This window comes from Arthrobacter sp. CC3 (assembly GCF_039907775.1).
Taxonomy (GTDB): Bacteria; Actinomycetota; Actinomycetes; order Actinomycetales; family Micrococcaceae; genus Arthrobacter.
Genome location: NZ_JARCCY010000007.1, coordinates 1 through 23,050, shown reverse-complemented (window position 1 = coordinate 23,050; position 23,050 = coordinate 1). Strand labels below are relative to the sequence as shown.

At 66.6% G+C, this 23,050-nt stretch carries 17 protein-coding genes and 1 pseudogene; 10 read left to right on the top strand and 8 right to left on the bottom strand.

Features of this window, described 5'->3' with window-relative positions; all coding sequences use genetic code 11:
• Position 1: 1 nt before the first annotated feature.
• Positions 2-1,060, top strand: a complete 1,059-nt coding sequence (locus tag PV761_RS05545) for a M56 family metallopeptidase (protein ID WP_347895015.1) — start codon at positions 2-4, stop codon at positions 1,058-1,060.
• A gap of 36 nt (positions 1,061-1,096) precedes the next feature.
• Here PV761_RS05545 and PV761_RS05540 read toward each other — a convergent pair whose 3' ends face one another.
• The gene (locus PV761_RS05540; RefSeq protein WP_347895013.1) at positions 1,097-3,205 is read right to left on the bottom strand and encodes a DNA topoisomerase IV subunit B; all 2,109 of its coding nucleotides are present in this window, start codon (positions 3,203-3,205) and stop codon (positions 1,097-1,099) included.
• Between the two features lie 223 nt (positions 3,206-3,428).
• Here PV761_RS05540 and PV761_RS05535 point away from each other — a divergent pair, with 223 nt between their 5' ends.
• Positions 3,429-3,650 carry a hypothetical protein gene (locus tag PV761_RS05535; RefSeq protein ID WP_028270844.1) on the top strand — a complete coding sequence of 74 codons (222 nt, stop codon included), beginning with the start codon at positions 3,429-3,431 and terminating at the stop codon, positions 3,648-3,650.
• A 130-nt stretch (positions 3,651-3,780) separates the two neighbouring features.
• Here PV761_RS05535 and PV761_RS05530 read toward each other — a convergent pair whose 3' ends face one another.
• From PV761_RS05530 to PV761_RS05515, 4 genes are all read right to left on the bottom strand, one after another.
• A complete protein-coding gene (locus PV761_RS05530) occupies positions 3,781-5,082 on the bottom strand; it encodes an RNA polymerase sigma factor (RefSeq protein WP_347895010.1) in 1,302 nt (433 codons plus the stop codon).
• 306 nt (positions 5,083-5,388) lie between these two features.
• Positions 5,389-6,648, bottom strand: coding sequence for a DUF4192 family protein (locus PV761_RS05525; RefSeq protein WP_347895008.1), 1,260 nt, complete (start codon positions 6,646-6,648; stop codon positions 5,389-5,391).
• A 64-nt stretch (positions 6,649-6,712) separates the two neighbouring features.
• Positions 6,713-8,044: an MFS transporter gene (locus tag PV761_RS05520; protein WP_347895006.1), complete on the bottom strand. Its 1,332-nt coding sequence runs from the start codon at positions 8,042-8,044 to the stop codon at positions 6,713-6,715.
• Between the two features lie 59 nt (positions 8,045-8,103).
• Positions 8,104-9,042: a PAC2 family protein gene (locus tag PV761_RS05515; protein WP_028270848.1), complete on the bottom strand. Its 939-nt coding sequence runs from the start codon at positions 9,040-9,042 to the stop codon at positions 8,104-8,106.
• Positions 9,043-9,361: 319 nt separating this feature from the next.
• Here PV761_RS05515 and PV761_RS05510 point away from each other — a divergent pair, with 319 nt between their 5' ends.
• From PV761_RS05510 to PV761_RS05495, 4 genes are all read left to right on the top strand, one after another.
• The gene (locus tag PV761_RS05510; RefSeq protein ID WP_028270849.1) at positions 9,362-10,888 is read left to right on the top strand and encodes a leucyl aminopeptidase; all 1,527 of its coding nucleotides are present in this window, start codon (positions 9,362-9,364) and stop codon (positions 10,886-10,888) included.
• A gap of 274 nt (positions 10,889-11,162) precedes the next feature.
• Complete coding sequence (gene lpdA, locus PV761_RS05505) at positions 11,163-12,545, top strand: dihydrolipoyl dehydrogenase (RefSeq protein WP_028270850.1); 1,383 nt, start codon at positions 11,163-11,165, stop codon at positions 12,543-12,545.
• 114 nt (positions 12,546-12,659) lie between these two features.
• Positions 12,660-14,402 (top strand): 2-oxoglutarate dehydrogenase, E2 component, dihydrolipoamide succinyltransferase, encoded by a 1,743-nt coding sequence (gene sucB, locus PV761_RS05500; RefSeq protein WP_347895003.1) that lies wholly within the window; start codon positions 12,660-12,662, stop codon positions 14,400-14,402.
• 146 nt (positions 14,403-14,548) lie between these two features.
• Positions 14,549-14,899, top strand: a complete 351-nt coding sequence (locus PV761_RS05495) for a hypothetical protein (protein WP_028270852.1) — start codon at positions 14,549-14,551, stop codon at positions 14,897-14,899.
• 118 nt (positions 14,900-15,017) lie between these two features.
• Here PV761_RS05495 and PV761_RS05490 read toward each other — a convergent pair whose 3' ends face one another.
• Entirely contained in the window at positions 15,018-15,404 is a 387-nt protein-coding gene (locus tag PV761_RS05490) for a VOC family protein (protein ID WP_028270853.1), read from the bottom strand.
• A gap of 132 nt (positions 15,405-15,536) precedes the next feature.
• Here PV761_RS05490 and PV761_RS05485 point away from each other — a divergent pair, with 132 nt between their 5' ends.
• Positions 15,537-15,968, top strand: coding sequence for an OsmC family protein (locus PV761_RS05485; protein WP_028270854.1), 432 nt, complete (start codon positions 15,537-15,539; stop codon positions 15,966-15,968).
• A gap of 118 nt (positions 15,969-16,086) precedes the next feature.
• On the opposite strand, the gene PV761_RS05480 is transcribed toward PV761_RS05485, so the two are convergent.
• A complete protein-coding gene (locus PV761_RS05480; protein WP_347895000.1) occupies positions 16,087-19,551 on the bottom strand; it encodes a S41 family peptidase in 3,465 nt (1,154 codons plus the stop codon).
• 74 nt (positions 19,552-19,625) lie between these two features.
• Here PV761_RS05480 and PV761_RS05475 point away from each other — a divergent pair, with 74 nt between their 5' ends.
• Positions 19,626-20,519, top strand: a complete 894-nt coding sequence (locus PV761_RS05475; protein ID WP_347894998.1) for a TIGR01777 family oxidoreductase — start codon at positions 19,626-19,628, stop codon at positions 20,517-20,519.
• Positions 20,520-20,530: 11 nt separating this feature from the next.
• Here the strand turns inward: PV761_RS05475 and PV761_RS05470 are convergent, their stop codons facing one another.
• Positions 20,531-22,147, bottom strand: a complete 1,617-nt coding sequence (locus PV761_RS05470) for a serine/threonine-protein kinase (protein WP_347894996.1) — start codon at positions 22,145-22,147, stop codon at positions 20,531-20,533.
• A 104-nt stretch (positions 22,148-22,251) separates the two neighbouring features.
• On the opposite strand from PV761_RS05470, the gene lipB reads away from it, so the two are divergent.
• Both lipB and PV761_RS05460 read left to right on the top strand, forming a co-directional pair.
• On the top strand, positions 22,252-22,929 hold the full coding sequence (gene lipB, locus PV761_RS05465) for a lipoyl(octanoyl) transferase LipB (RefSeq protein WP_269319505.1): 678 nt from the start codon (positions 22,252-22,254) through the stop codon (positions 22,927-22,929).
• Positions 22,926-23,050, top strand: a pseudogene (locus tag PV761_RS05460) (lipoyl synthase); the annotation flags it as partial. The gene lipB and the pseudogene PV761_RS05460, both read left to right, overlap by 4 nt.

The window sequence follows — 23,050 nt, the reverse complement described above, 5'->3', positions numbered from 1 at the left end:
CATGTTCTGGACCTCATATTTGCTGGCGGTCCTGGCGATAGTCCTGGCATGGCCGGTGCCTATCCTTCTTTCGCGCGCGCAATGGCCGGCCCGGTCACCGTTCACGGCCATGCTGCTCTGGCAGGCAATCGCCCTTGCCGGCGGCCTGTCCATGATCGGCGCCATGCTGGTCTACGGCCTCGAGCCGATCGGTGACAACCTCCTGGCCGGCCTGCGCGGCCTGGCCGGCATGGTCCTATTTAATGCCCCCACCACCGCGCTGGGTTTCTGGCATCTCTTCGCGTTGTCCGCGGCGGCGCTCCTCACGGCACACCTCGTCTTTACGCTACTGCTGACCTACTACCGGATCGAGCGGCAGCGCCGGCGCCACCGCGAACTCCTTGCCCTCCTGGCGTCACCGTCCACGGACGGTCCGGGAACCGTGGTGATCAACCACGATTCGCCTGTTGCCTACTGCCTTCCGGGGGGCGCGCGGTCCGTCACGGTACTGAGCGACGGCCTGATGGCTGCGCTGGAGCCGGCAGAACTCCGCGCCGTGCTCATCCACGAGAACGCCCACCTGAGCCAGCGCCACCACCTCCTGTTGTGGGCATTCGCGGCCTGGCGCCAGGCCCTCCCCTGGCTGCCCACCACCCGCCTTGCCCAGGAATCCGTGAGCACCCTGATCGAAATGCTTGCTGACGACGTCGCCCTGAAGACCGAAAGCAAGGCAACACTTATCAAGGCCATCGCCATCGTTGCCAGCGGTCCCGCCGGCGTCCCCGGCGGCCGCGTGGCGTTCAACGGCGGCGACCTGCCGTCCGCCGAAGCCGGCGCGGCCGGCATCAGCACGGCCGGCATCAGCACGGCTGGAATCAGCGCGGCCGGAATGGTCGACGCCGGTCTCCAGGGTTCGCCGGGCAGCGCGAGTTCGGCAGGCACCACCATGTCCCGGGTCCGCCGGCTGCTGTCCCCCCAGGAGCCGCTGCCGGCCCCGCTGAGGGCTTTGGTCCTTGCGGGCTGCCTGCTGCTGCTGGCGGTGCCCACCGCTTTGCTGATAGTCCCGGGGCTGCTTGGCTAACAGGCCAGGCGGCCGGGTGTTCCCCGGCCGCCGGCCTCAGGCGTCGATCCGCTCCCGGTCCAGGCTCGCAGCACCGGCGATGATGAAGTCCTTGCGCGGCGCAACGTCGGAGCCCATCAGCAGGTCGAAGGTCTCTTCTGCCTGCTTGGCGTTTTCGATCCCCACTTTGCGCAGGGTCCGGTGGCGCGGATCCATGGTGGTTTCCGCCAGCTGTTCCGCGTCCATTTCACCGAGGCCCTTGTAACGCTGGATGGGCTCCTTGTAGCGCTTGCCCTCCTTGGCCAGCCGCGCCAGCAGCACGTGGAGTTCAGCCTCGGAGTAGGTGTAGATCATCTCGTTGGCTTTCTGCCCGGCGTTGATCACCTCCACGCGGTGCAGCGGCGGCACTGCGGCGAACACCCGGCCCTCATCGATCATGGGCCGCATGTAGCGGAAGAAGAGCGTGAGCAGGAGTGTCCGGATGTGGGCGCCGTCCACGTCGGCGTCCGTCATCAGGATCACCTTGCCGTAACGTGCCGCCGTGATGTCGAAGCTGCGCCCGGACCCGGCGCCCACCACCTGGATGAGCGCGGCGCACTCGGCGTTGGACAGCATGTCCCCCACCGAGGCCTTCTGAACGTTGAGGATCTTGCCGCGGATGGGCAGGAGCGCCTGGAAGTCCGAGGAGCGGGCCAGCTTGGCAGTACCCAGCGCGGAGTCTCCCTCCACGATGAACAGTTCCGAGCGGGCCACGTCATCCGTGCGGCAGTCCGCCAGTTTGGTGGGCATCGAGGATGTCTCCAGCGCGTTCTTGCGGCGCTGCGTCTCCTTGTGGACACGCGCGGAAATCCTGGACTTCATCTCGCTGACGATTTTTTCCAGGAGCAGCGCGGACTGCGCCTTGTCATTGCGGTTGGCGGAGGTCAGTTTGGCATTGATCTCCTTCTCCACCACGCGGGCCACGATGGCCCGGACCGCGGACGTGCCGAGGATTTCCTTGGTCTGGCCCTCGAACTGCGGCTCGGCCAGGCGCACCGTCAACACCGCGGTCAGTCCCGCGAAGATGTCGTCCTTTTCGATCTTGTCGTTGCCGGCCTTGAGCTTGCGGGCATTTGTTTCCACGGCCTTACGGAACGTCTTCACCAGGGCCTGCTCGAAGCCGGACTGGTGCGTGCCGCCCTTGGGGGTGGAAATGATGTTCACAAAGCTGCGCACGGTGTTGTCGTAACCGATCCCCCACCGGAGCGCCACGTCCACTTCACAGTCGCGTTCCACCTCGGCCAGCTGGCTGTGGCCCCGCTCGTCCAGGACAGGGACTGTTTCCTTGAACTTGCCCGAGCCGTGCAGCCGCCAGGTGTCCGTGACCGCAGGATCGGCGGCAAGGAAATCGACAAACTCGGAGATGCCGCCGTCGTGGTGGAAGACTTCCTCATGGCCGGCAAGCTCGCCGGGAGTGCCCGGAAGCCTGCGCTGGTCCCGGACGGTGAGTTTCAGGCCCGGGATCAGGAAGGATGTCTGACGGGCCCGGGCGGCCAGTTCCTCGTAGGAGAACTTGGCGTCCGGGGTGAAGATCTGGCGGTCCGCCCAGTAGCGGATCCGGGTGCCGGTGACGCCGCGCTTGGCCTTGCCCACCACGTCAAGGACCGAGTCGTTGACGAACGGTTCGAACGTCGCCGCCGGATCGGGTTTGGTCCCCGGGTCCTTGAACCGCCCCGGTTCGCCCCGGCGGAAGGACATCTTGTACGTCTTGCCGCCGCGGTCCACCTCCACGTCCAGCCGGGAGGACAGCGCGTTGACCACCGAGGCACCGACGCCGTGCAGGCCGCCTGACGCCGTATAGGATCCGCCGCCGAACTTGCCGCCTGCGTGCAGTTTGGTAAAGACGACTTCGACGCCGGTCAGTCCGGTCTTGGGCTCAACGTCGATGGGGATGCCGCGGCCGTCATCGTGAATCTCCACGGAGTTGTCGGCGTGGAGGATGATCTGGATGTCGTGGCCGAAGCCGGCCAGTGCCTCGTCGACGGAGTTGTCAATGATTTCCCACAGGCAGTGCATCAGGCCGCGGGAGTCGGTGGAACCGATGTACATGCCCGGGCGCTTGCGGACGGCCTCGAGGCCTTCCAGTACAGACAGGTGCCGGGCAGTGTAATCAGAACTTGGTGCCACGGGTTGTGAACTCCTTCAGTGACGGAACAGCTAAGGCTTTTGACGCTCCTCCTAGGTTAGTCGGCCCGCGCCGGGACCCCTGCCAGCCACTCCAACATCGGCGTCATCCGGCAGTACCCGTTACGGAATGGTGATACGCGCACAGCGAAAGTGATCCATCCTTGTCATGGTTTTGCTACGAATGCTGGTTATATGGATGTACAGATCTACTAAGGAGGCCGAAATGACAACAGCAGTTGCGGACCGCACGCTCAACGCACTGGACCGGTGCGATCGTTGCGGAGCACAGGCGTACGTCCGGGTTGTTCTCGAGTCCTCCGGCGGGGAGCTGCTCTTCTGCGGCCACCACGCGCGGGCAGTCGAAGCGACGCTTAAGCCGCTGAGCTCCGACTGGCACGACGAGACGGGCCGGCTTCACGAGAAGCCGCCGGTATCGGTGGACTAGGCAACTCTCTGACAGCAACAGGGCTCCTCCGTTCGGAGGGGCCCTGTTCGTTTTGCCCTGGACCCAGACAAATCCACACATACGTGAGGCCCCGCCGGACGGCGGGGCCTCACGTATGTGTTTCTGCTGTTTAGTCCAGGTAGTCGCGCAGGACCTGGGACCGGGACGGGTGCCGCAGCTTGGACATCGTCTTCGATTCGATCTGGCGGATCCGCTCACGCGTGACGCCGTAGACCTTGCCGATTTCGTCTAAAGTCTTCGGCTGTCCGTCGGTGAGGCCGAACCGCATCGCCACAACGCCGGCTTCGCGCTCCGACAGGGTGTCCAGCACGGAGTGCAGCTGCTCCTGCAGCAACGTGAAGCTGACTGCGTCGGCGGGAACCACGGCTTCCGAGTCCTCGATGAGGTCACCGAACTCCGAGTCGCCGTCCTCACCCAGGGGCGTGTGCAGCGAGATCGGCTCGCGGCCGTACTTCTGGACTTCGACAACCTTCTCCGGTGTCATGTCCAGTTCGAGGGCCAGCTCCTCGGGCGTAGGTTCGCGCCCAAGGTCCTGCAGCATCTGACGCTGGACACGGGCCAGCTTGTTGATGACTTCCACCATGTGCACCGGGATGCGGATGGTGCGGGCCTGGTCGGCCATGGCACGCGTGATGGCCTGGCGGATCCACCAGGTGGCGTACGTGGAGAACTTGAAGCCCTTGGTGTAGTCGAACTTTTCGACCGCACGGATCAGGCCCAGGTTGCCTTCCTGGATGAGGTCCAGGAACAGCATGCCGCGGCCGGTGTAGCGCTTGGCGAGCGAAACAACGAGGCGGAGGTTGGCCTCCAGCAGGTGGTTCTTGGCGCGCTTGCCGTCGTGGATGACGAACTCGAGCTCGCGCTTGAGCTTCGGATCCATGGAACCGTCGTCCGCCGCGATCTTCTCTTCGGCGAACAGGCCCGCCTCGATCCGGAGGGCAAGGTCCACTTCCTGCTCCGCGTTCAGCAGGGCAACCTTGCCGATCTGCTTCAGGTAGTCCTTGACGGGGTCGGCCGTGGCGCCGGCCGACATGACCTGCTGGACCGGAGCATCGTCGTCATCGGCGTCGGAGTAGACAAAGCCTGTGCCGGTGGCGGCGGCACCGGTCTTGCTGGCGGCCTCTTCCTCGCTCAGCTCTGACGGATCCGGACTGACGTCGTCCAGATCTTCGTCCAGCTCGACGTCCTCTGCATCGTCGTCGGACTTTCCGGCAGCCTCGGCGGCAGCCTTGGCGCCGGGCTTGGGTCCGCGCTTCTTAGGCTCGGGCTTTGTCGGGGCGCCGCCTTCGGCGGCCGCAGCCTTATTGGCTGCGCGCGTGGCGGCACGCTTGGCGCTCGTCGCCGCCTTCTTCTCCTCAGGGGACAATTCGGCCTGGTCGGCGGGTTCCTTCTTGGCGGAAGACGGGGTCACAGAAAACCTTTCTAGCGGCGGTCTGTGGAATCACCATACGGGCAACACCACTATGACCCTGTCAAGTCCGTGATTCACATCAGGTGCGATCGCGGCCAGCAGAGCCATTAAGTAGAACTGCCGGAACGGCCGTAATGTTCCCGTTTCCGGGCATCACTACATGCACTTGATTCACGGACCCAACCGGGTCTCGGCATCCATTGTCTCATGATTTTCCGAATCGGCCCCTCAGGGCCGCCGCCGGGGCCGAATGTTTCGGCGGACCGGCCTCTCTCCCCGCCCGGCGCATCAGTATGCGGGCCCGCCTTAGGCCGCATCCGTTTCAAACTTCTGCCAGGCCGCGTCACGGCGCCCGGCCCATCCGCACAGCGTTCCGCGGCTGACCAGTTCGGACAGCAGTTCCGCGAGCCGGTATCCGGGGTGCTCCGCGACGGCCCGGTCCAGCAGCGCATGGGCGAACGACCCCCTGCCGCGGCACCACTCAATCCAGGCCCGTCCCGTGAGCGATGCAGCGCCGCCTTCTCCCCCGCCGGCCATGCCGAGCTGCTGCAGCACGCGCTCCAGTGCCCTCATCCGGTCCCAGCGGGGCGATGGCGGTGCCAGCCCCAGAAGCACCTCCCCGTACCCGGGAATCGGGAATGCCCCCTCGTCCGGCATGTCTTCCGCCGGTCCGAGTGCCGACCAAGCGCCAGGAGGAGGTGACACCACCCGCAGGCCTGCGTCCGGCGCGAAGATCCCGAAGTCCTCCGCGCCTTGTTCCGCGGCCGGCCGTCCCGCCGCGCTCATCACCAGCACGGCGTCCCGCCAATGCGGTATGCGCAGGGAAGCCCGGAGATACCCGGACAGCTCGGCCGGCAGGTGCCCCTGCCCTCCGTCGGCCAGCACGCACCCCCACACGTCCAGTATCTTGGCGAACTGGGTGCAACTCCCCCGGAGCGGAGCAAATTCAGTGGACCACTGTTGTTCCGATTCCAGCACGCACGCATCAGCCTCCGCGGCCGCGGCCGCGGGCAGGGCGCCCGCGGACGAGGGGTCCTCGCCCACGCTGCTCCCGCGGAACACCATCTCGGCGTTGAGCCGGCTGTCCCGGATCTCATCCACCGAGCGGCCGGGAAACGGGCAGCAGGCGGGATCGAAGCAGTATGCGTTCCGCCAGAAGGACCCGCCGACGTACCAGGCGTCGCGGACCGGGAGCCCGGATAATTCCAGCTCGACTTCCAGAGCCGCCAGCAGCCTCGCCAATGTCCCCTCCATCGGCGCCCCGGCGGGGACACCACCGGGCCATCCGCCCGACCCGTCCATCCATCCTTCCTCGCTGAAGAGCACCAGGAGGGCGCCGTCGGCGTCGTGGTCCGCGTCAAGGTAGTCCCTGACGGTACGGGCAAACCGAAGCAGCCCCGGATCCGAATCAAGGTCCGGGAGGTCGACGCGGAGGGTGGCACCCAGCCGCTTTCCCTGCATGGTCATGGCCACCAGGCTGTTGGCCGGCCAGTAGCCAAGGGAATGTGGAATGAAGCCCAGGATGTCCTCGGGGCCGGTGATGGTCAGTCGTTCTGGAGGTGTCATGTATCCAGACTGGAACGGCCGGCGTCCCGCGTTAATAGCTTTTCAGCGCTATGTGGAAACAGCCCTACTCGGCGCGGCGGCGTTCCAGGTTGCGGCGGCGCTGCTGCGCGAGGGCTTTGAGCAGCGGCGGAACCACGACGCCCTGGGCCGCCATCTGCCGCCGCACCTTGCGCCGGGTGTAGATAATCGCCGCGGAACCGATTCCGATCAGCACGAACTGGACACTGAGTGCGATCCGGAACGGGTCGAGGCCGTAGAGCTCGCCCTGCGAGAACCCGGCGGCGTGGAGCACGTCCAGCACGACGCCTACGAGGTAGATGGCCACGAGCGCCGCAATGAAGCCGCCGACGTTGACGATTCCGGTGGCGGTTCCGATCCGGTGGGCAGGATTGAAGGTTCTTGCGAAGTCGAAGCCGATCATGGATCCCGGCCCTCCGATGGCCAGCACCACCACCAGCCCGGCCAGCATCCACAGCGGAGAACGGCCGGGCATGAGCAGCACGGCGGCCCAGGCCGCAGCCGTAGTGCCTGCGATGAGGAGCACCATGGTGGAGCGGCGGAGCGGGTGCCGGGAGACGAACCTGCCGATCAGCGGACCCGCTGCGATGGCAGCGGCGACGTAGATGGCCATCAGGCCGGACACGGTCCCGGCGCTAAGGCCCTGGGCGGAGATCAGGAACGGGTAGCCCCAGGTCATGGCGAACACCGTGCCGCTGAACTGGATGGTGAAGTGGCTCCAAAGCCCCAGCCGGGTGCCGGGCTGGCGCCAGGCGCGGGAGAGTGAAATGCCGGTGGCCTTGAGGCCCTGGCCTGTGTCCGGCCGGGGGTGCCCGGGCGGCTGGTCCTTCAGCACCGCCAGGACCAGGACGACGGCGAGCGATGACATGGCTGCCAGCGTCAGGAATGCGGGGGTCCAGCCGGCCGAATGGAGGATCATTGCGAACGGGACCACACTGAAGAGCTGGCCGAGCTGGCCCGACATTCCTGTCAGCTGCGTGATGAGCGGCACCCTGGCCGGGGCGAACCACAGCGGGATCAACCGGATCACCGAAATGAACGTCATGGCGTCCCCGGCGCCCACCAGTACCCGTCCCAGCACGCCGCCCGGGATGTTGTCCGCGAAGGCCAGCTGAAGCTGGCCGAGTCCCATGAGGACGGCTCCCCCGGCGATCATGGTCCGTGACCCCAGCCGGTCGACGAGGACGCCGACCGGGATCTGCAGGCCGGCGTAGACCAGGAGTTGCAGCACGGTAAAGAAGGAGATCTCCGCTGCGGTGGCATGGAACCGCTCGGTTGCCTCCAGGCCCACGACGCCAAAGGATGTGCGTTGGCTGACCGCAACCAGATACGCGAAAATTCCGACGGTCCAGATGAGCCAGGCGCGCGGTGCAGTCACGCCTCCATTATGCCCGCTGGCTGGATAAGTCCTATTTATTGACGGGGGCCTTCTCGGGATTATTGACGGGGCTCTTCCCGGGCGAGATACGCCTCCACGGCAGCGCCGAGCGCGTCGGCGTTCGGCAGTTCGTCGTTTTCATCAGCCAGCAGTGAGCGGCGGACGGTGCCCTCAGCCTTCTCGTCATAGCGCGTCTCCAGGCGCGACACCACCTGCTGCACTTCTTCGGAGGCTTCCAGCTGCTCGGCGATCTGGCGCCCGACTTCGCGGCCGGCCTCCCGCAGGCGGTCAGTGGGAAGCATCAACGAGGTGGCCGCGCCAAGGTACTCAAGCCCGGCCACGGCCGCGTTGGGGTACTCGGCGTCCGCAAGGTAATGCGGCACGTGGATGACGTAGCCGGCAATATTGCGGCCGGCCTCGGTGAGGCGCAGTTCCAGGATGTGGCCCACCGCGGCGGGAACTTCCACTGTGGGCTTCCAGACGGAGATGCCCTCGATGAGTTCGGGTCGGTTGCCGTGGACCGTGACTCCCACCGGCCGGGTATGGGGAACGGGCATCGGGATGGAATGGATCCAGGTCACCAGGTTCACGTCGAGATGCTCCACGATCCGGACAACGGCCCGGGCGAACCGCTCCCACTGGAGATCGGGCTCGAAGCCGGCAAGGAACAGGAAGGGTTTGCCCAGTCCGTCCACCAGCCGGTACAGGGCGAGGCTGGGGGCCTGGTAGTCCTGGAGGTGATCCTCCACGAAGGTGACGTGCGGGCGGCGCGAGCGGTAGTCGATGAGCTGGTCGGCGTCGAAAACAGCCACCACCTCAGAGTCGAGGGTGTCCAGCAATTCAGCAGTGATCTGCTTGACCACGTGGCCCGCGTCCGCGAATCCCGTGAAGCCCATCACCAGGTTGAGTCCGCGGAGGGCCGGGTCGTCGAACAGCTCGGCATTGCTCACAAAGAGAGCGTCGGGGTCCAGCAGGGAGCCGGAAATCCGTTCAAGCACGGCGTGTTCCTTTCGAGGTGGCGGCGGAGGCGGGGGTCGGCAGCGCTTTGGGTGGGGTGGTCCGCACAGGTCCGCCGGATATTTTCTACAACGCACCGGCCGCCCGATGCATTCCGGGTCCGGCGCGCGCAGCGGCAATGTGCTGCAGGTCTCATCAAATTCAACGCGACCGGGACGGAGAGACTACGATCGGAACTGGCCCTACGGACGGCCTGGCAGACACCGGGTTGCGTCTCAAGCCGACGACGGCCTGTTCCATGGCGGGGCGCCCAACATGCGCATCCTGCCGAAAATCACAGAGAATTGAGGACTGATCCTCGTGGTCAAGAATACTGAAATCAAACTTAGCGTCATTGCGCGTGACGTTAAGAAGTCGCCCACGGACGCACTGGTCATTGGAGTGGCGCAGGGTCCCGACGGACCAGTACTGCTGGACAACCCGCTGACGGCCAAGTCCGCCGAGGCCATCGCGGAGTCCCTGAAGGTTCTTGGCCTCACCGGCGCGGCCGACCAGGTCCACAGGCTGCCCGGGCTTCCGGAAGCCGGCGCCGCCGTCCTGGTCCTGGCAGGGGTTGGCAAACCCGGCGCCGGAGGAAAGCTCGCCGAAGAGGCGCTGCGCCGCGCCGCCGGTTCCGCTGTCCGGCAGCTTGCCGGACTCACCACCGTGACGCTGGCGCTCCCGACGGCGTCCCTCGCCGACGTCGCCGCCGTCGCCGAAGGCGCGGCCATGGGTTCGTACTCATTCACGGAATACCGTTCAGCTGCCAACGGCCGCAAGGACCCCGTGAAGAACGTCGTCATCTTCACGGACTTCGCCGCCGACAAGGACCTGCAGCCCCTGCTGGACCGTTCCGCCCTCATCGGGAAAGCAGTCAACGCGACCCGTTCGCTGGTGAACCAGCCCCCCAGCCACCTGTTCCCCGAGTCCTTTGCCGACGCCGCCAAGGAACTCTCCAAGGGCCTGCCGGTCAAGGTCACTGTGTGGGACGAAAAGCGCCTCGAAAAGGAGGGCTTCGGCGGGATCATGGGTGTTGGCAAGGGATCCACCCGGCAGCCCAGGCTGGTCAAGGTGGAATATGCCCCGTCCAAGGCAGCGGCCAAGATCGCGCTTGTGGGCAAGGGCATCACCTTCGACACCGGCGGAATTTCCATCAAGCCCGCCCTCGGCATGGGTGACATGAAGAGCGATATGGCCGGCGCCGCCGTCGTACTTAACACCGTGCTGGCAATCGCGGGCCTGGGCCTTCCCGTTAAGGTGACCGCATGGCTGTGCATTGCTGAAAACATGCCCTCCGGCGCGGCGCAGCGCCCGGCGGACGTCCTCACCATGTTCGGCGGGAAGACCGTCGAGGTCCTTAATACGGATGCCGAAGGCCGGCTGGTCATGGCCGACGGCATCGTGGCCGCCAGCCAGGAATACCCGGACGCCATCATCGACGTCGCCACCCTCACCGGTGCGCAGCTGATCGCGCTGGGCAACCGGACCGCGGGCGTCATGGGCTCGGACAGCGTCACGGGACCGCTCAAGGCCGCGGCGGACCGCGCCGGCGAGCTGGTGTGGCCGATGCCGTTGCCGGAAGAGCTCCGCGCCAGCATCGATTCCGAGGTGGCGGACCTGGCCAACATCGGTGAGCGCCACGGCGGCATGATGACCGCTGCCGTGTTCCTGCGTGAATTCGTCGGCAAGGGCAAGGACGGCGAGCAGATCCCGTGGGCCCACATCGATATCGCCGGCCCGTCCTTTAACAACGGCAGCCCGTACGGCTACACCCCCAAGCAGGGCACCGGCTGCACCGTGCGCACCCTGGTGGCCTACGTCGAGGACGTCCTGGCGGCCTCCGCGTAACGGGCTCCGCCTCACCGCCCTCCGCAGGGCCGGTGAGGCCGTTCGAGGCTTTGTGGCGGGTCATGATCCGTCCGCCACAAAGCCGCGTGACACTCGACACAAGCGCTCCACAAACGCCGTGACAAGGTGGAGCATGGATAAGTGGTTCGCTAAGGTGAACTGCGGTAGTCACAAATGCAAGAGAACCGGCCTGCTGGCATAATCACGGCAGAGCAAGTTCCAAGACCAGATGATGCGTACTCTCGTGTCATCGTTCACGCGAGGGAGCGTCTAAGTGGCCGATCAGGCAACTGCGCAAGAATTCGACATCCTGGTACTCGGCGGTGGCAGCGGCGGATACGCCACGGCACTCCGTGCAGTTCAGCTGGGCCTCACTGTAGGCCTCGTGGAGAAGGGGAAACTCGGGGGCACCTGCCTGCACAACGGCTGCATCCCCACGAAGGCCCTCCTGCACTCGGCCGAGCTCGCCGACCACGCCCGCGATTCCGCAAAGTACGGCGTCAACGTCACGCTGGACAGCATCGACATGAGCGCAGTCAACGCTTACAAAGACGGCATCATCGCCGGCAAGTTCAAGGGCCTGCAGGGCCTGATCAAGTCCAAGGGCATCACCGTCATCGAAGGTGAAGGCAAACTGCAGGGCACCGACACCGTCGTCGTGAACGGCACTGCCTACAAGGGCAAGAACATCGTGCTCGCCACGGGTTCCTACTCCCGCACCCTGCCGGGCCTGGAAATCGGCGGCAAGGTCATCACCTCCGACGAAGCCCTCACCATGGATTACATCCCCAAGAGCGCGATCATCCTGGGCGGCGGCGTGATCGGCGTCGAGTTCGCTTCGGTCTGGAAGTCGTTCGGCGTGGACGTCACCATCGTTGAAGGCCTGCCGTCGCTGGTTCCGAACGAGGATGCCGCGATCGTCAAGAACTTCGAGCGTGCATTCAAGAAGCGCGGCATCAAGTTCTCCACCGGCGTGTTCTTCCAGGGCGTTGAGCAGAACAACGACGGCGTCAAGGTCACCCTCGTTGACGGCAAGACCTTCGAAGCCGACCTGCTCCTGGTGGCAGTCGGCCGCGGACCGGTCACCGCCAACCTGGGCTACGAAGAAGCCGGCATCACCATCGACCGCGGCTTCGTCATCACCAACGAACGCCTGCACACCGGCGTCGGCAACGTCTACGCCGTGGGCGACATCGTCCCGGGCGTCCAGCTGGCCCACCGCGGCTACCAGCAGGGCATTTTCGTGGCAGAGGAAATCGCAGGCCTGAAGCCGGTCATCGTCGAGGATGTCAACATCCCGAAGGTCACCTACTCCGAGCCTGAAATCGCCACCGTGGGCTACACCGAAAAGGCTGCCAAGGAAAAGTTCGGCGACGACCAGGTCGAAACCCAGGAATACAACCTCGCCGGCAACGGCAAGAGCTCCATCCTCGGCACCGGCGGCATCGTCAAGCTGGTCCGCCAGAAGGACGGCCCCGTGGTGGGCGTCCACATGATCGGTTCCCGCATGGGCGAGCAGATCGGTGAAGCACAGCTGATCGTGAACTGGGAAGCCTACCCGGAGGACGTGGCACAGCTCCTGCACGCCCACCCGACCCAGAACGAGGCCCTGGGCGAGGCCCACCTTGCCCTCGCGGGCAAAGCCCTCCACGGCTAGTACTTCCGCTTTACCACAGGGCTTAGTGCACCCGGCATGATCCGCAGGGTGCACTAAGCTCGAACACGGCAGCAATCATCCGCACTAAAGATCAATAAGGAGAACGGGGACGACATGTCTGAATCCGTTAACTTGCCCGCCCTCGGTGAGAGTGTCACCGAAGGAACCGTCACCCGCTGGCTCAAGCAGGTAGGTGACCGGGTAGAGGTGGACGAGCCGCTGCTCGAGGTTTCCACCGACAAAGTAGACACCGAAATCCCCTCTCCGATTGCTGGCGTGATTGAGGAAATCCTCGTCGCCGAAGATGAGACCGCCGAAGTCGGCGCTCCGCTCGTCCGCATTGGTGACGGCTCGGGTTCCGCCGGCGCATCCGAAGCAGCTGCCCCCGCCGAGGCCGCCCCGGCCGAGCAGGCCCCCGCAGCCGAAGAAGCACCCGCCGAAGAAGCACCCTCCACCGAGGCGCCTGCCCCGGCTGAGGCCCCCGCTGCCGAAGCAGCCCCCGCAGCCTCCGGCGAAAGCCACGAAGTAACCCTTCCGGCGCTCGGCGAATCCGTCACCGAAGGCACCGTCACCCGCTGGCTCAAGGCCGTGGGCGACTCCGTCGAGGTTGACGAGCCGCTCCTGGAGGTATCCACCGACAAGGTGGACACCGAAATCCCGTCGCCGGTTGCCGGCACCCTGCAGGAGATCCGGGTCAACGAGGACGAGACCGCCGAGGTAGGCTCCGTCCTTGCCGTCATCGGCTCCGGCGCAGCCGCTCCGGCTGCCGCACCGGCAGCTCCTGCTCCCAAGCAGGAAGCACCCGCCGCGGCTCCCGCAGCAGCACCCGCGGCCCCGGCCGCAGCGCCTGCCAAGGAAGAAGCACCGGCAGCGCCCAAGCAGGAAGCCCCGGCCCCGGCTGCTGCTCCTGCCGCGGAAGCTGCAGCGCCAGCCGAGTCCGGCTACGTCACTCCCCTGGTGCGCAAGCTCGCCAACCAGCAGGGCGTGGACATCGCTTCGCTGACCGGCACCGGTGTTGGCGGACGCATCCGCAAGCAGGATGTGCTCGCTGCCGCCGAGGCCAAGGCAGCTCCCGCCGCCGCAGCCCCGGCCCCGTCCGCAGCGGCTGCACCGGCTTCAGGTGCAGAGTCCTCCCTGCGCGGCACCGTGCAGAAGGCACCCCGCATCCGCCAGGTCATCGCCCGGCGCATGCGTGAGTCGCTTGACGTCTCCACGCAGCTGACGCAGGTCCACGAAGTGGACATGACCAAGATCGCCAAGCTGCGCCTCAAGGCCAAGAACTCCTTCCAGGCCCAGAACGGCGTGAAGCTGACTTTCCTGCCGTTCATCGCCAAGGCCGTCGCCGAAGCGCTGAAGCAGCACCCGAAGGTGAACGCGGCCTACGACGAAGACAAGCAGGAGATCACCTACCACAACACCGAGCACCTGGCGATTGCCGTTGACACGGACAAGGGCCTCCTGGTTCCCGTCATCTCCGACGCCGGCAGCCTGAACCTTGCCGGCCTGGCCGGCAAGATCGCGGACGTCGCCGGCCGCACCCGCGACGGCAAGATCGGCCCGGACGAGCTGTCCGGCGGAACGTTCAGCATCACCAACATCGGTTCTGTTGGCGCACTGTTCGACACCCCGATCATCAACCAGCCGCAGGTGGGCATCCTCGGCACCGGTGCGATCGTCAAGCGCCCCGTGGTGGTCACGGACGAAAACGGCGACGACTCGATCGCCATCCGCTCCATGATGTACCTCTCCCTGACGTACGACCACCGCCTGGTGGACGGCGCCGACGCAGGACGCTTCCTGCAGACCCTCAAGGCCCGCCTTGAGGCCGGCGCCTTCGAGGCGGACCTGGGGCTGTAACCAGCAACAAACAACGACGGCGGTGCGGGCACCGGTGGGCAACCACCGGAAGGCCCGCACCGCCGTCGTTTTTGGTTACCGAATCGTCTCCAAAGCTTCCGCGGGGCTTACTACGTAGCGTAGAACCGTCTGGCTAGACTGGGCCCATGGACATCGTTTACAACATCATGGTCTTCCTGCACATCGTCGGCGCAGCCATGATTGTCGGCATCTGGATCGGCAACATGAAAAAGCCCACCGTGCATCCGCGGCAATTCGACGGCGCAGCCCTGCAGATCATCACGGGCATCGTGATGATGGGGCTCATCCCGGCACTGGACATGGAGGCGAACTACTTCAAGCTCGGCATCAAGTTCGCCATCGCGCTGGCGGTCGGGGTCCTCGCCTTCATGGGCCGCCGCAAATACAAGAAGGACGAGCCGATCAGCAAGGGACTGGCCCACGGCGTGGGCGGCCTGGCGCTGCTGAACGTTGCCATCGCCACCCTCTGGCAGTAACGCGACTCCGGCAGTAACTCACTGCGCCAACGACGACGGCGACCCTCCCTGGCCGGGAGGGTCGCCGTCGTCGTTGTGGCTGGCCAGCGGTAGTCCGGTGGCAGGTTGAGTCGGCCAGTCAGTCGCTGGCGATGCAGAATTCGTTTCCTTCGGGGTCATGCATCACGTCCCAGTGGAAGTCGCCGATGTCATGCCCTTCGACGAACACGGCTCCCAGCGATTCAGCGTGGGCCCGCAGGCTCTCCGGGTCCGGTCCGTGGACGTCAAGGTGCAGCCGCCGCCGGCCCTGGGTGGCGTCAGGGACCTCCTGGAAGGCAAGCTGCGGGGCTCCGGGGGCGGCCGGCTTGAGCCAGACGAACTGGTCAAAGCGGGCGGAGACCGTGGTTCCCAGCAGCGCAGCCCAAAATGCCGCAAGCTCTTCCGCGTTCACGGCATTGACCATGATGGCCGCGATCCTGGCCTGCGGGGCCACCACGGCAGGATCCCTTCGGCGTTGAGTTTCCATTGCGCCAGTGTAGACGGTCATAATCCTCTGACAGCGGACAGCCCGTGCGCCGCGGCTCTTGAATCCATAGGATTGATGCGGAAGGTCTGGGCGGAAGCCCGGACCGGATCGAATCTAAGCTGAGGAGTGGATATGGCAGCAATACGCACCGCGCACACCGTATGGAACGGCGACCTGTTCGAGGGGTCCGGCAACACCACGCTGGACAGCTCCGGGCTGGGTACTTACGCCGTCACGTGGAAGGCCCGCGCAGAACAGTCGGAAGGCAAGACCAGCCCCGAAGAGCTGATCGCCGCCGCGCACTCGTCCTGCTTCTCCATGGCGTTCAGCCTGGCGCTGAGCCAGGCCGGCTTCACCGTTGAAGAGATCAACACCAAGGCCGATGTCACTTTCGTTCCGGGCACCGGCATCACCGGTAGCCACCTGACGGTGAACGCCACCATCCCGGGCATTTCGGAAGAAGAGTTCCAGAAGATCGCCGGGGAAGCCAAGGTGGGCTGCCCTGTCTCCGGTGCCCTGGCCAGCATCGACATCACCATGGACGCGACGCTCGCCGCTTCCTAGGCTGCAGGGGTGCGGCCGCTCCTGGGGATGCCGCACCGCCGCACGGCAAAGGCCCCGCCCCTTCCTGGTTGTCACCAGGAAGCGGCGGGGCCTTCGTCGTCCCCGGCAGCCCGCCGGTTCAGTCCTTGGCGGTGCGGGCAGGCAGGGGCGCCGGGAGGAGCCGCCGGTAGCCTTCACGGAGCGGGGGGCGGTCCGTGGGAAGTTCCTGGATCATTTCCTTGAGGGCGCCGATGCCGTACTCGAGCTGGGGGTCCCTGCCGGCAGCATAGGCGTGCGGCGGAAACGTCACCTCAATGTCCGGCGTCACACCGTAGTTCTCGACGCCCCAGCCCACGCCGCCGCTGAACCAGGTGGCGTACCGCGGCTGCGTCACGCCGGTTCCGTCCGCCAGCGAGAAACGGTTGTCGATGCCCACCACACCGCCCCAGGTCCGGGTGCCGATGACCGGCCCGATCCCGCGCAGCTTGGACACCTGGGTGATGATGTCCCCGTCCGAGCCGGCAAATTCGTCCGTCAGGATGACCACCGGTCCACGCGGCGCGTGATGGGGGTACGTCCGGGGCCTTTCACCGCGCGGCATGCTCCATCCGGTCACCTTGCGGCCGATGAGTTCCGCAACGAGCTGGGACGTGTGCCCGCCCCGGTTGCGCCGGACATCCACGATCAGCCCGTCCAGGGCGGTCTCGGTGTCGAGGTCGCGGTGGAGCTGCGCCCAGCCGTTCGCGAGCATGTCCGGGATGTGGAGGTAACCGTACGTTCCGCCGGAGGCTTCACGCACTGTCCGCCGATTGCCGGCCACCCATTCCTGGTACCGCAGACGCTCCTCGTCCTTGACCGGCACCACGGCGATGCGGCGCTGCTTGCCTGCCGCCTCACCGTGGGCCGCGCCGTTGCGCAGGGTCAGCTCCACGGCCTTTCCGGCGGCGCCCACGAGCTGCATGGCGGGCGTCAGCGTTTCGGACAGTTCCACGCCGTCGATTGCGAGCAGGACATCCCCCGCCTTGGCGTCTGCGCCCGGCCTGGTCAGCGGTGACGTGGCGAGCGGGTCAGATGACTCCCCCGCCAGGATGCGGGTGATTTCCCAGCCTGTTCCGGTGAAGGCCAGATCCGCGCCCAGCCGGCCCTGCCCGTTGCTGCCGTTTTCGGTGACTGCTGCCGGACGAACGTACGCGTGCGACGTGCCCAGTTCCCCATGGAGTTCCCACAGCAGGTCCACCAGGTCATCGTGCGAGCCGAGCCGGTCCACCAGGGGACGGTAGCGGCGGTGTACCGATTCCCAGTCCTGGCCTGCCATGTCTTCGGTCCAGAAGAAGTCACGCTGGAGCCGCCAGGCCTCGTCGAACGCCTGGCCCCAGACGCTCAGCGGATGCAGGAGCACGCGGATGCGGCTGACGTCCACCTTCACCAGTTGCCCCGAATCCTCGTCGCCCTTGGAATCGGCGGGCGCCACCCGGATCTGCTTGTCGTGCAGGAAAACCACTTTCCGGCCGTCGCCGGACACCCGGTAGCTGTCCAGGGCGTCCACAAGCGTGGCCGTCTTGCGCCTGGCCATGTCAAACCGCACCAGGCTGGGGGCGGTGTCCTTGTCGTCGGTGCTGGCCCGGCCGTCGCCGGTGACGCCGGCAAGGGCGTTGTCCAGCCAGAGCAAAGCGCCCGGCGTCGCCTCGAGCGCCGAGTAGTTGCCCTGCGGAACGGGCACTCCGATGACGCGATGCGCCAGGCCCTCTGCGTCCACGCGGACGGCAGGCGCCGCAGAACCCGCGCCGTCTTCGGCGCCTTCCGCGGAGGCGCCGTCCGGTCCGTCCGAGAGGTCCACCGAGGGACCAAACGGCGACGGCGTGTCAGCAGCAAGCGCCACAAGGTAGGGCTTGATGGGGCTGGGGAAGGACAAATCAAAGGAGTGTCCGTCGTATACGGGGTCGAAACTCCGGTTCGAGAGGAACGCCAGGAATTTGCCGTCGGGGGTGAACGAGGGCGAGGCGTCCCGGAAGCGTCCGTCCGTGACATCAACGATCCGGAACTCCGGATCGTCCACGTTAACAATGCGGAGCCGGCTGCGTGAACCAAAGGACGTGACCGGTTCGGACCAGCCGAGCCACGCGGAGTCCGGTGACCAGCACAGACCGTCGATGGTGCCCTCGCCGATGCTGGTGATGAGCTTGATGCTGCCGCTCCGGGTGTCGGCCAGATAGACATCGCCGAAGGACGTTCCCACGGCAAGGGAGCGGCCGTCGGGGCTGGCCTCCATGGCGCTTGCCCGGGTGGACTTGGGGAAATCGATCTTCTGCAGAGGCCCGGCACCGGCGCCCCCGGCCGGGACGACCGCGTCTTCCGGCGCCCCGCCAGCCACGTCACTGCCGCCGTCAACGGCGGGTGATGCCGCGCCGGGGGTGCTCATCCCGGCGGCCGGGACGGGCTTCGGAAGGGACGTTCCGGTGTCCTGCCCGGCGGGCCGCTGGGGCCGGGCGGCAGCCGCTGCCTGCGCACCGGCCACCTGCGGAGCAATCTCCTTGATGTACAGGGCTTCCGCGCCGTCGTGGTCGGCCACATAGGCAATGCGGCCCTCGCTCAGGGGCCGCGGCAGCCGGGCACGGACACCGGGCGCGGCTTCAACGACCCGCGACGGCCCGTCCTTGTGCCGGAGCCAGTGGATGGTGCCATGCGCTTCGACGGCGCTTGAGGAACCGGTGTGGTCCGGAATCACGCCGCCAAGGTGCCTGGCGGTTTTCAGGAGTGCAGGCCTCCGCCCCTGCGAGGCTGACCCGAGCGATATGTTGAGTTTTACTGCGTCGGAGTCCAGGTCAGGGACCAGCCAGAGCTCGCCGGCGGATTCGAACACCACGCGCTTGCCGTCCGTGGCCGCGTGGCGCACATAGAAGTCCTCGTGGTCCGTGTGGCGGCGCAGCCCGGTGCCGTTCGGCAGCACTGAATACAGGTTCCCGTAGCCTTCGTGGTCCGAGAGGAAAGCCACCCGCCCGCCAACCCACATGGGATCCGCAAGGTTGCCGTCCAGTTCGGGAACAAGGCGTTCGAACTCGCCGTTGCCGTCGGCGTCGATCCACAGCTTGCCGGCGGTGCCGCCGCGGTACCGCTTCCACCAGGCCGGCTCTCGGGAGAGGACGCTGGCTACGACCACGGGGCGTTCGTCGCCGATCTCCGGGCCGAAGGCCACGGACTCGACCGGCCCGAACGCGAGTTCCTCCGACCAGCCTCCCTCCAGCGGAACACTGTAGGCGTGCGTGTGACGGCTTTCCGCCTGCCGGAAGGCGCTCGTAACCAGGACATCACCGGCCGCGGTGAAGCCCTTGACCCGGGTGGACGCATGGCCGAAGTAGGTCAGCTGGCGGTAGCCTCCGCCGTCGACCTCCGCAGTGACAACCTCGGGCGCTGTTCCCTGCACAACCGTCCACACCAGGCGCTTGCCATCGGGTGTGAAGCGCGGGTTGCGGGCCGGCAGCTGAAGGGAGGAAACCCGCCAGGCGCGGCCTCCGTCCAGGGGCGCAATCCAGACGTCGTCTTCGGCCACGAAGGTGACCAGATCGCCGTGCAGATGCGGGAAACGAAAGTAGCTCGAAGAGGTCATCGTTAGATCATAGTCAAAGTCCAGTGGGCCGGACGGGAGGTTCCACCGCCGTGCCGGGCATGGTGAGATGGATCATGCGAATCATCATGGCCGGCGCCTCAGGCCTCATCGGAACCGACATGTCCGCCCACCTGCGCGAGGGCGGCCATGAGGTCATCCGCCTGGTGCGCCGGGCACCGGCAACTGCAGGCGAACTGCAGTGGGATCCGGCAGCCGGGCAGCTTGATCCCGCGCACCTTGAGGGCGCGGACGCCGTGATCAACCTGGCAGGGGCCGGGATCGGGGACCGGCCGTGGACCCGGGGACGGATCGACGAGCTGTTCCGGTCGCGGCTGGACCCCACGCACACGCTGGCGGCGGCGATGGCGAAAACAGGGCAGCCGCCCAAGGTCTTCATCAGCCAGTCAGGCTCGAACTACTACGGGGACAGCGGGGCCGCGGTTCTCCGCGAACACGCCCCGAACGGTTCCGGCATCATGGCGCGGATCTGCCGGGAGTGGGAGGCAGCGGCGCATACGGCTCCGGCGGGCGTCCGTGTGGTGACGCCCCGGACGGGGGTGGTCCTCAGCCGGTCGGGAGGCGCGCTGGGACGGCTGCTGCCGTTGCTCCGGCTCGGCCTTGGAGGTCCCCTCGGGAACGGCAGGCAGTGCTGGCCGTGGATCACGCTGCCGGACGTATCCTCGGCTTTCAGTTTCCTGCTCGCAGCCCCCTTGTCAGGTCCGGTCAACCTCTGCGCGCCGGAGACCGCCGACGTCAATGCCCTGGTGGCAAGGCTTGCCGCCGCACTCCACCGGCCGGCCCTCCTCCGGGTGCCGGGGCCGGTGCTGCGGGTGGTCATGGGAAAACTGGCCGATGAGCTCCTCCTCGGGAGCCAGCGCATGGAGCCCGCCCTGCTGGCCGAGGCCGGGTTCGAGTGGCAGCATCCCTCGTTGTCCGACGCAGCGGCGTGGGCAACCGGCCGGGACTGAGCATTCCGAAGCTAGGCCTCGGGCAGGATCTCCTGGATCCGCCAACGCCCGCCGGAACTGACCAGGACCAGGCGAAGCCGCTGCTCCGGACCGGCAGGTTCCACTGCCACGACATTTCCGCCGGCGTCGGTCTCCCGATATTCGGAGTTGACTGCGGTGATGGCCACCACTGCCCGTGCATCCGAACCGCCGGGTGCCGCCTCGGCCCGGGTCACGGTGGTGCTGAAGCCGGCCAGGACATGGCCGGCGTCCCTGAGCTTCCCGCTGACTTTGGCGTCGGCTGCGGCAGCCGGGGAGTTCTCCAGGTTGACCTCGTCCAGCAGCCCGAGTTCCCCGGAGCTCAACGCAGCCGACCTTAGTTCCGCCAGCCCGCGCACCGCCTCCTCGGGCCGCTGCGAAAGAGCCCGCTGACGGGCCTCCGCCTGAACTGGACTTCCTGCCGCCCCGGGCCGGACGTCCGGCGACGGCGCCGCCGCTGTGTGCACGGACTGCGGCTCGGCTCCCTGCCATGCGACCTGCTGCGGCCCGGCCAGGAACCACGCGGCAACGATGACCGAGCAGGCAACCGCTGCCGCCAGGGCGCCAATCCGGCGGCGTTTGCCCCCGGCATGCCGGCCGGCGGCGCGTCCCCGGCGGCTGAAGGGACCACCGCGGCGCCCGAGGCGGCGTCGCAGGGCACGGAGTTTCGCCGCGCCGCGCGCGTTGCGGGAGGGCGGGACGTTGCGGCGGGTGAGCAGCTGGGGAAGGACCGTGGGATGGACCGCGCCGGCGAGGTCCACGGGGGCAGCGTCCGCGCTGCGGTAGACGGCAGCCGCAAACTCCAAGGCCGTCGGCCGTCCCCGCCGGTCCTCCCGCAGACCCGCCTCCAGCGCGGAAGCGAGGGCGGCGGGAACGCCGGGAATCAGAAGTGACAGGGGCGGTCGCTCCGGGCCGGGCTCCGGTGGCTTGCCGGTCAGGCAGTACCAGCCGACGGCTGCGGCCGAATAGACGTCCCGCTCGGGCTGCAGCCCTGCCCTTAGGGCATCCACCGGCGCCGGGTCCAGGAAACCGGCCGTGCCGGCCGAGGAAGGATCCGCGGCGTCACCCACCATGCGCGTCACGCCAAGGTCCGCCAGCAGGGGCTTGCCGTGGGCGGTGAACAGCACGTTACCCGGCGAAACATCCGAGTGCATGAAACCCTGACCGTGGAGGTACGCCAGTGCCTGGGCCAGGGGCGTCAGGACAGTCACTGTTTCCCCGATGCTCAACGGACCGCGGCAGGTGACCAGCTGGGCCAGGGAGCCGCCTGCCGCGTAATCCATGACCAGCCCCAGGCCCCCGCCTGCTCCCCCTCGGAGCCCGACCACATCATGGGCCCGTACCAGGTGGCCGTGGTCCAGCGCGGAAAGAATCCTGAGTTCACGGCGCACGGCGTCTGCCGTGAACCGCGCCTCCCTGCCGGGAACACCGCCGTCGTCCGCGGATGGCGAACGGCTTTCCGCGGCGTCAAAGCACTTCACCGCAAATTCCCGGAGTGTCTGCTCGTCCCGGACAAGCCACACGCTGGCGCTTCCGCCCCGGCCGAGTTCACGCACCACCTCATAGCCGGGAACGTCCGGAACCGTGCCGTCCTCATCGTATTTCTCCATACCCAAGGAATAGCGGAATCGGCAGAATTCCGCAGAAGTTATCCACAGGCAGTGCAGTGAGAGGTTAAGCACAGAATCAGGCACGACGGCGGACGGGGTCTAAGCTGGATGCCATGACTCTTGAGTTTTCCACGCTGGGTCTTGCTCCGGATTTCGTTGATTACATGAAGGGCTGGGACATCCAGCGCGAACTCCATGACAAAGTCGTCGCAGCTGAGGCACCCAGCACAGTCCTGCTCCTTGAGCATGCCGCCGTATATACGGCCGGCAAGCTCACAGAAGACCACGAACGGCCGTTCGACGGAACCCCCGTCGTCGCGGTGGACCGCGGCGGCAAGCTGACCTGGCACGGTCCCGGCCAGCTGATTGCCTATCCGATCCTCAAGCTGAAAAACCGGTCAGGGATCCGCGACTACGTCGAACGGCTCGAAGCCGTGATGATCGCGGTCATGGCCGATTACGGCATCAAAGCGGAGCGGATCAAGGGACGCGCCGGCGTCTGGATCAAGGCTGACAGCAAAGGGCCGGACCGGAAGATTGCCGCAATCGGAATCCGCGTCCTCGACGGGGTCACCATGCACGGCATCGCCATCAACTGCAGCAACGACCTGGCACCGTATGCCCAGATCATTGCCTGCGGTATCACCGACGCCGGCGTCACCACGATGTCCCTTGAAGCCGGCAGGACCATCACCCCCGGTGATATCGCGGACCAGGTCGTGGCCGAATTCCGCAAGCACGAAGAAGCACTCGTTTCAAGCCCCGAAGGAGCTCTACTGTGACACTGGCACCAGAAGGCCGGAAGATGCTGCGTATTGAGCAGCGCAATGCGGCCACCCCGGTGGAGCGTAAGCCGGAGTGGATCAAGGCCAAGGTCCAGATGGGCCCGGAGTTCGTCCAGCT

What these genes read in the sequence shown, in the direction of transcription:
- PV761_RS05475 (WP_347894998.1), top strand. Translation starts at nt 19,626, where the DNA reads ATGCGAATCATCATGGCCGGCGCCTCAGGCCTCATCGGAACCGACATG.
- PV761_RS05470 (WP_347894996.1), bottom strand. Translation starts at nt 22,147, where the DNA reads ATGGAGAAATACGATGAGGACGGCACGGTTCCGGACGTTCCCGGCTAT.
- PV761_RS05525 (WP_347895008.1), bottom strand. Translation starts at nt 6,648, where the DNA reads ATGACACCTCCAGAACGACTGACCATCACCGGCCCCGAGGACATCCTG.
- sucB (WP_347895003.1), top strand. Translation starts at nt 12,660, where the DNA reads ATGTCTGAATCCGTTAACTTGCCCGCCCTCGGTGAGAGTGTCACCGAA.
- PV761_RS05490 (WP_028270853.1), bottom strand. Translation starts at nt 15,404, where the DNA reads ATGGAAACTCAACGCCGAAGGGATCCTGCCGTGGTGGCCCCGCAGGCC.
- PV761_RS05485 (WP_028270854.1), top strand. Translation starts at nt 15,537, where the DNA reads ATGGCAGCAATACGCACCGCGCACACCGTATGGAACGGCGACCTGTTC.
- PV761_RS05545 (WP_347895015.1), top strand. Translation starts at nt 2, where the DNA reads ATGTTCTGGACCTCATATTTGCTGGCGGTCCTGGCGATAGTCCTGGCA.
- PV761_RS05535 (WP_028270844.1), top strand. Translation starts at nt 3,429, where the DNA reads ATGACAACAGCAGTTGCGGACCGCACGCTCAACGCACTGGACCGGTGC.
- PV761_RS05495 (WP_028270852.1), top strand. Translation starts at nt 14,549, where the DNA reads ATGGACATCGTTTACAACATCATGGTCTTCCTGCACATCGTCGGCGCA.
- PV761_RS05480 (WP_347895000.1), bottom strand. Translation starts at nt 19,551, where the DNA reads ATGACCTCTTCGAGCTACTTTCGTTTCCCGCATCTGCACGGCGATCTG.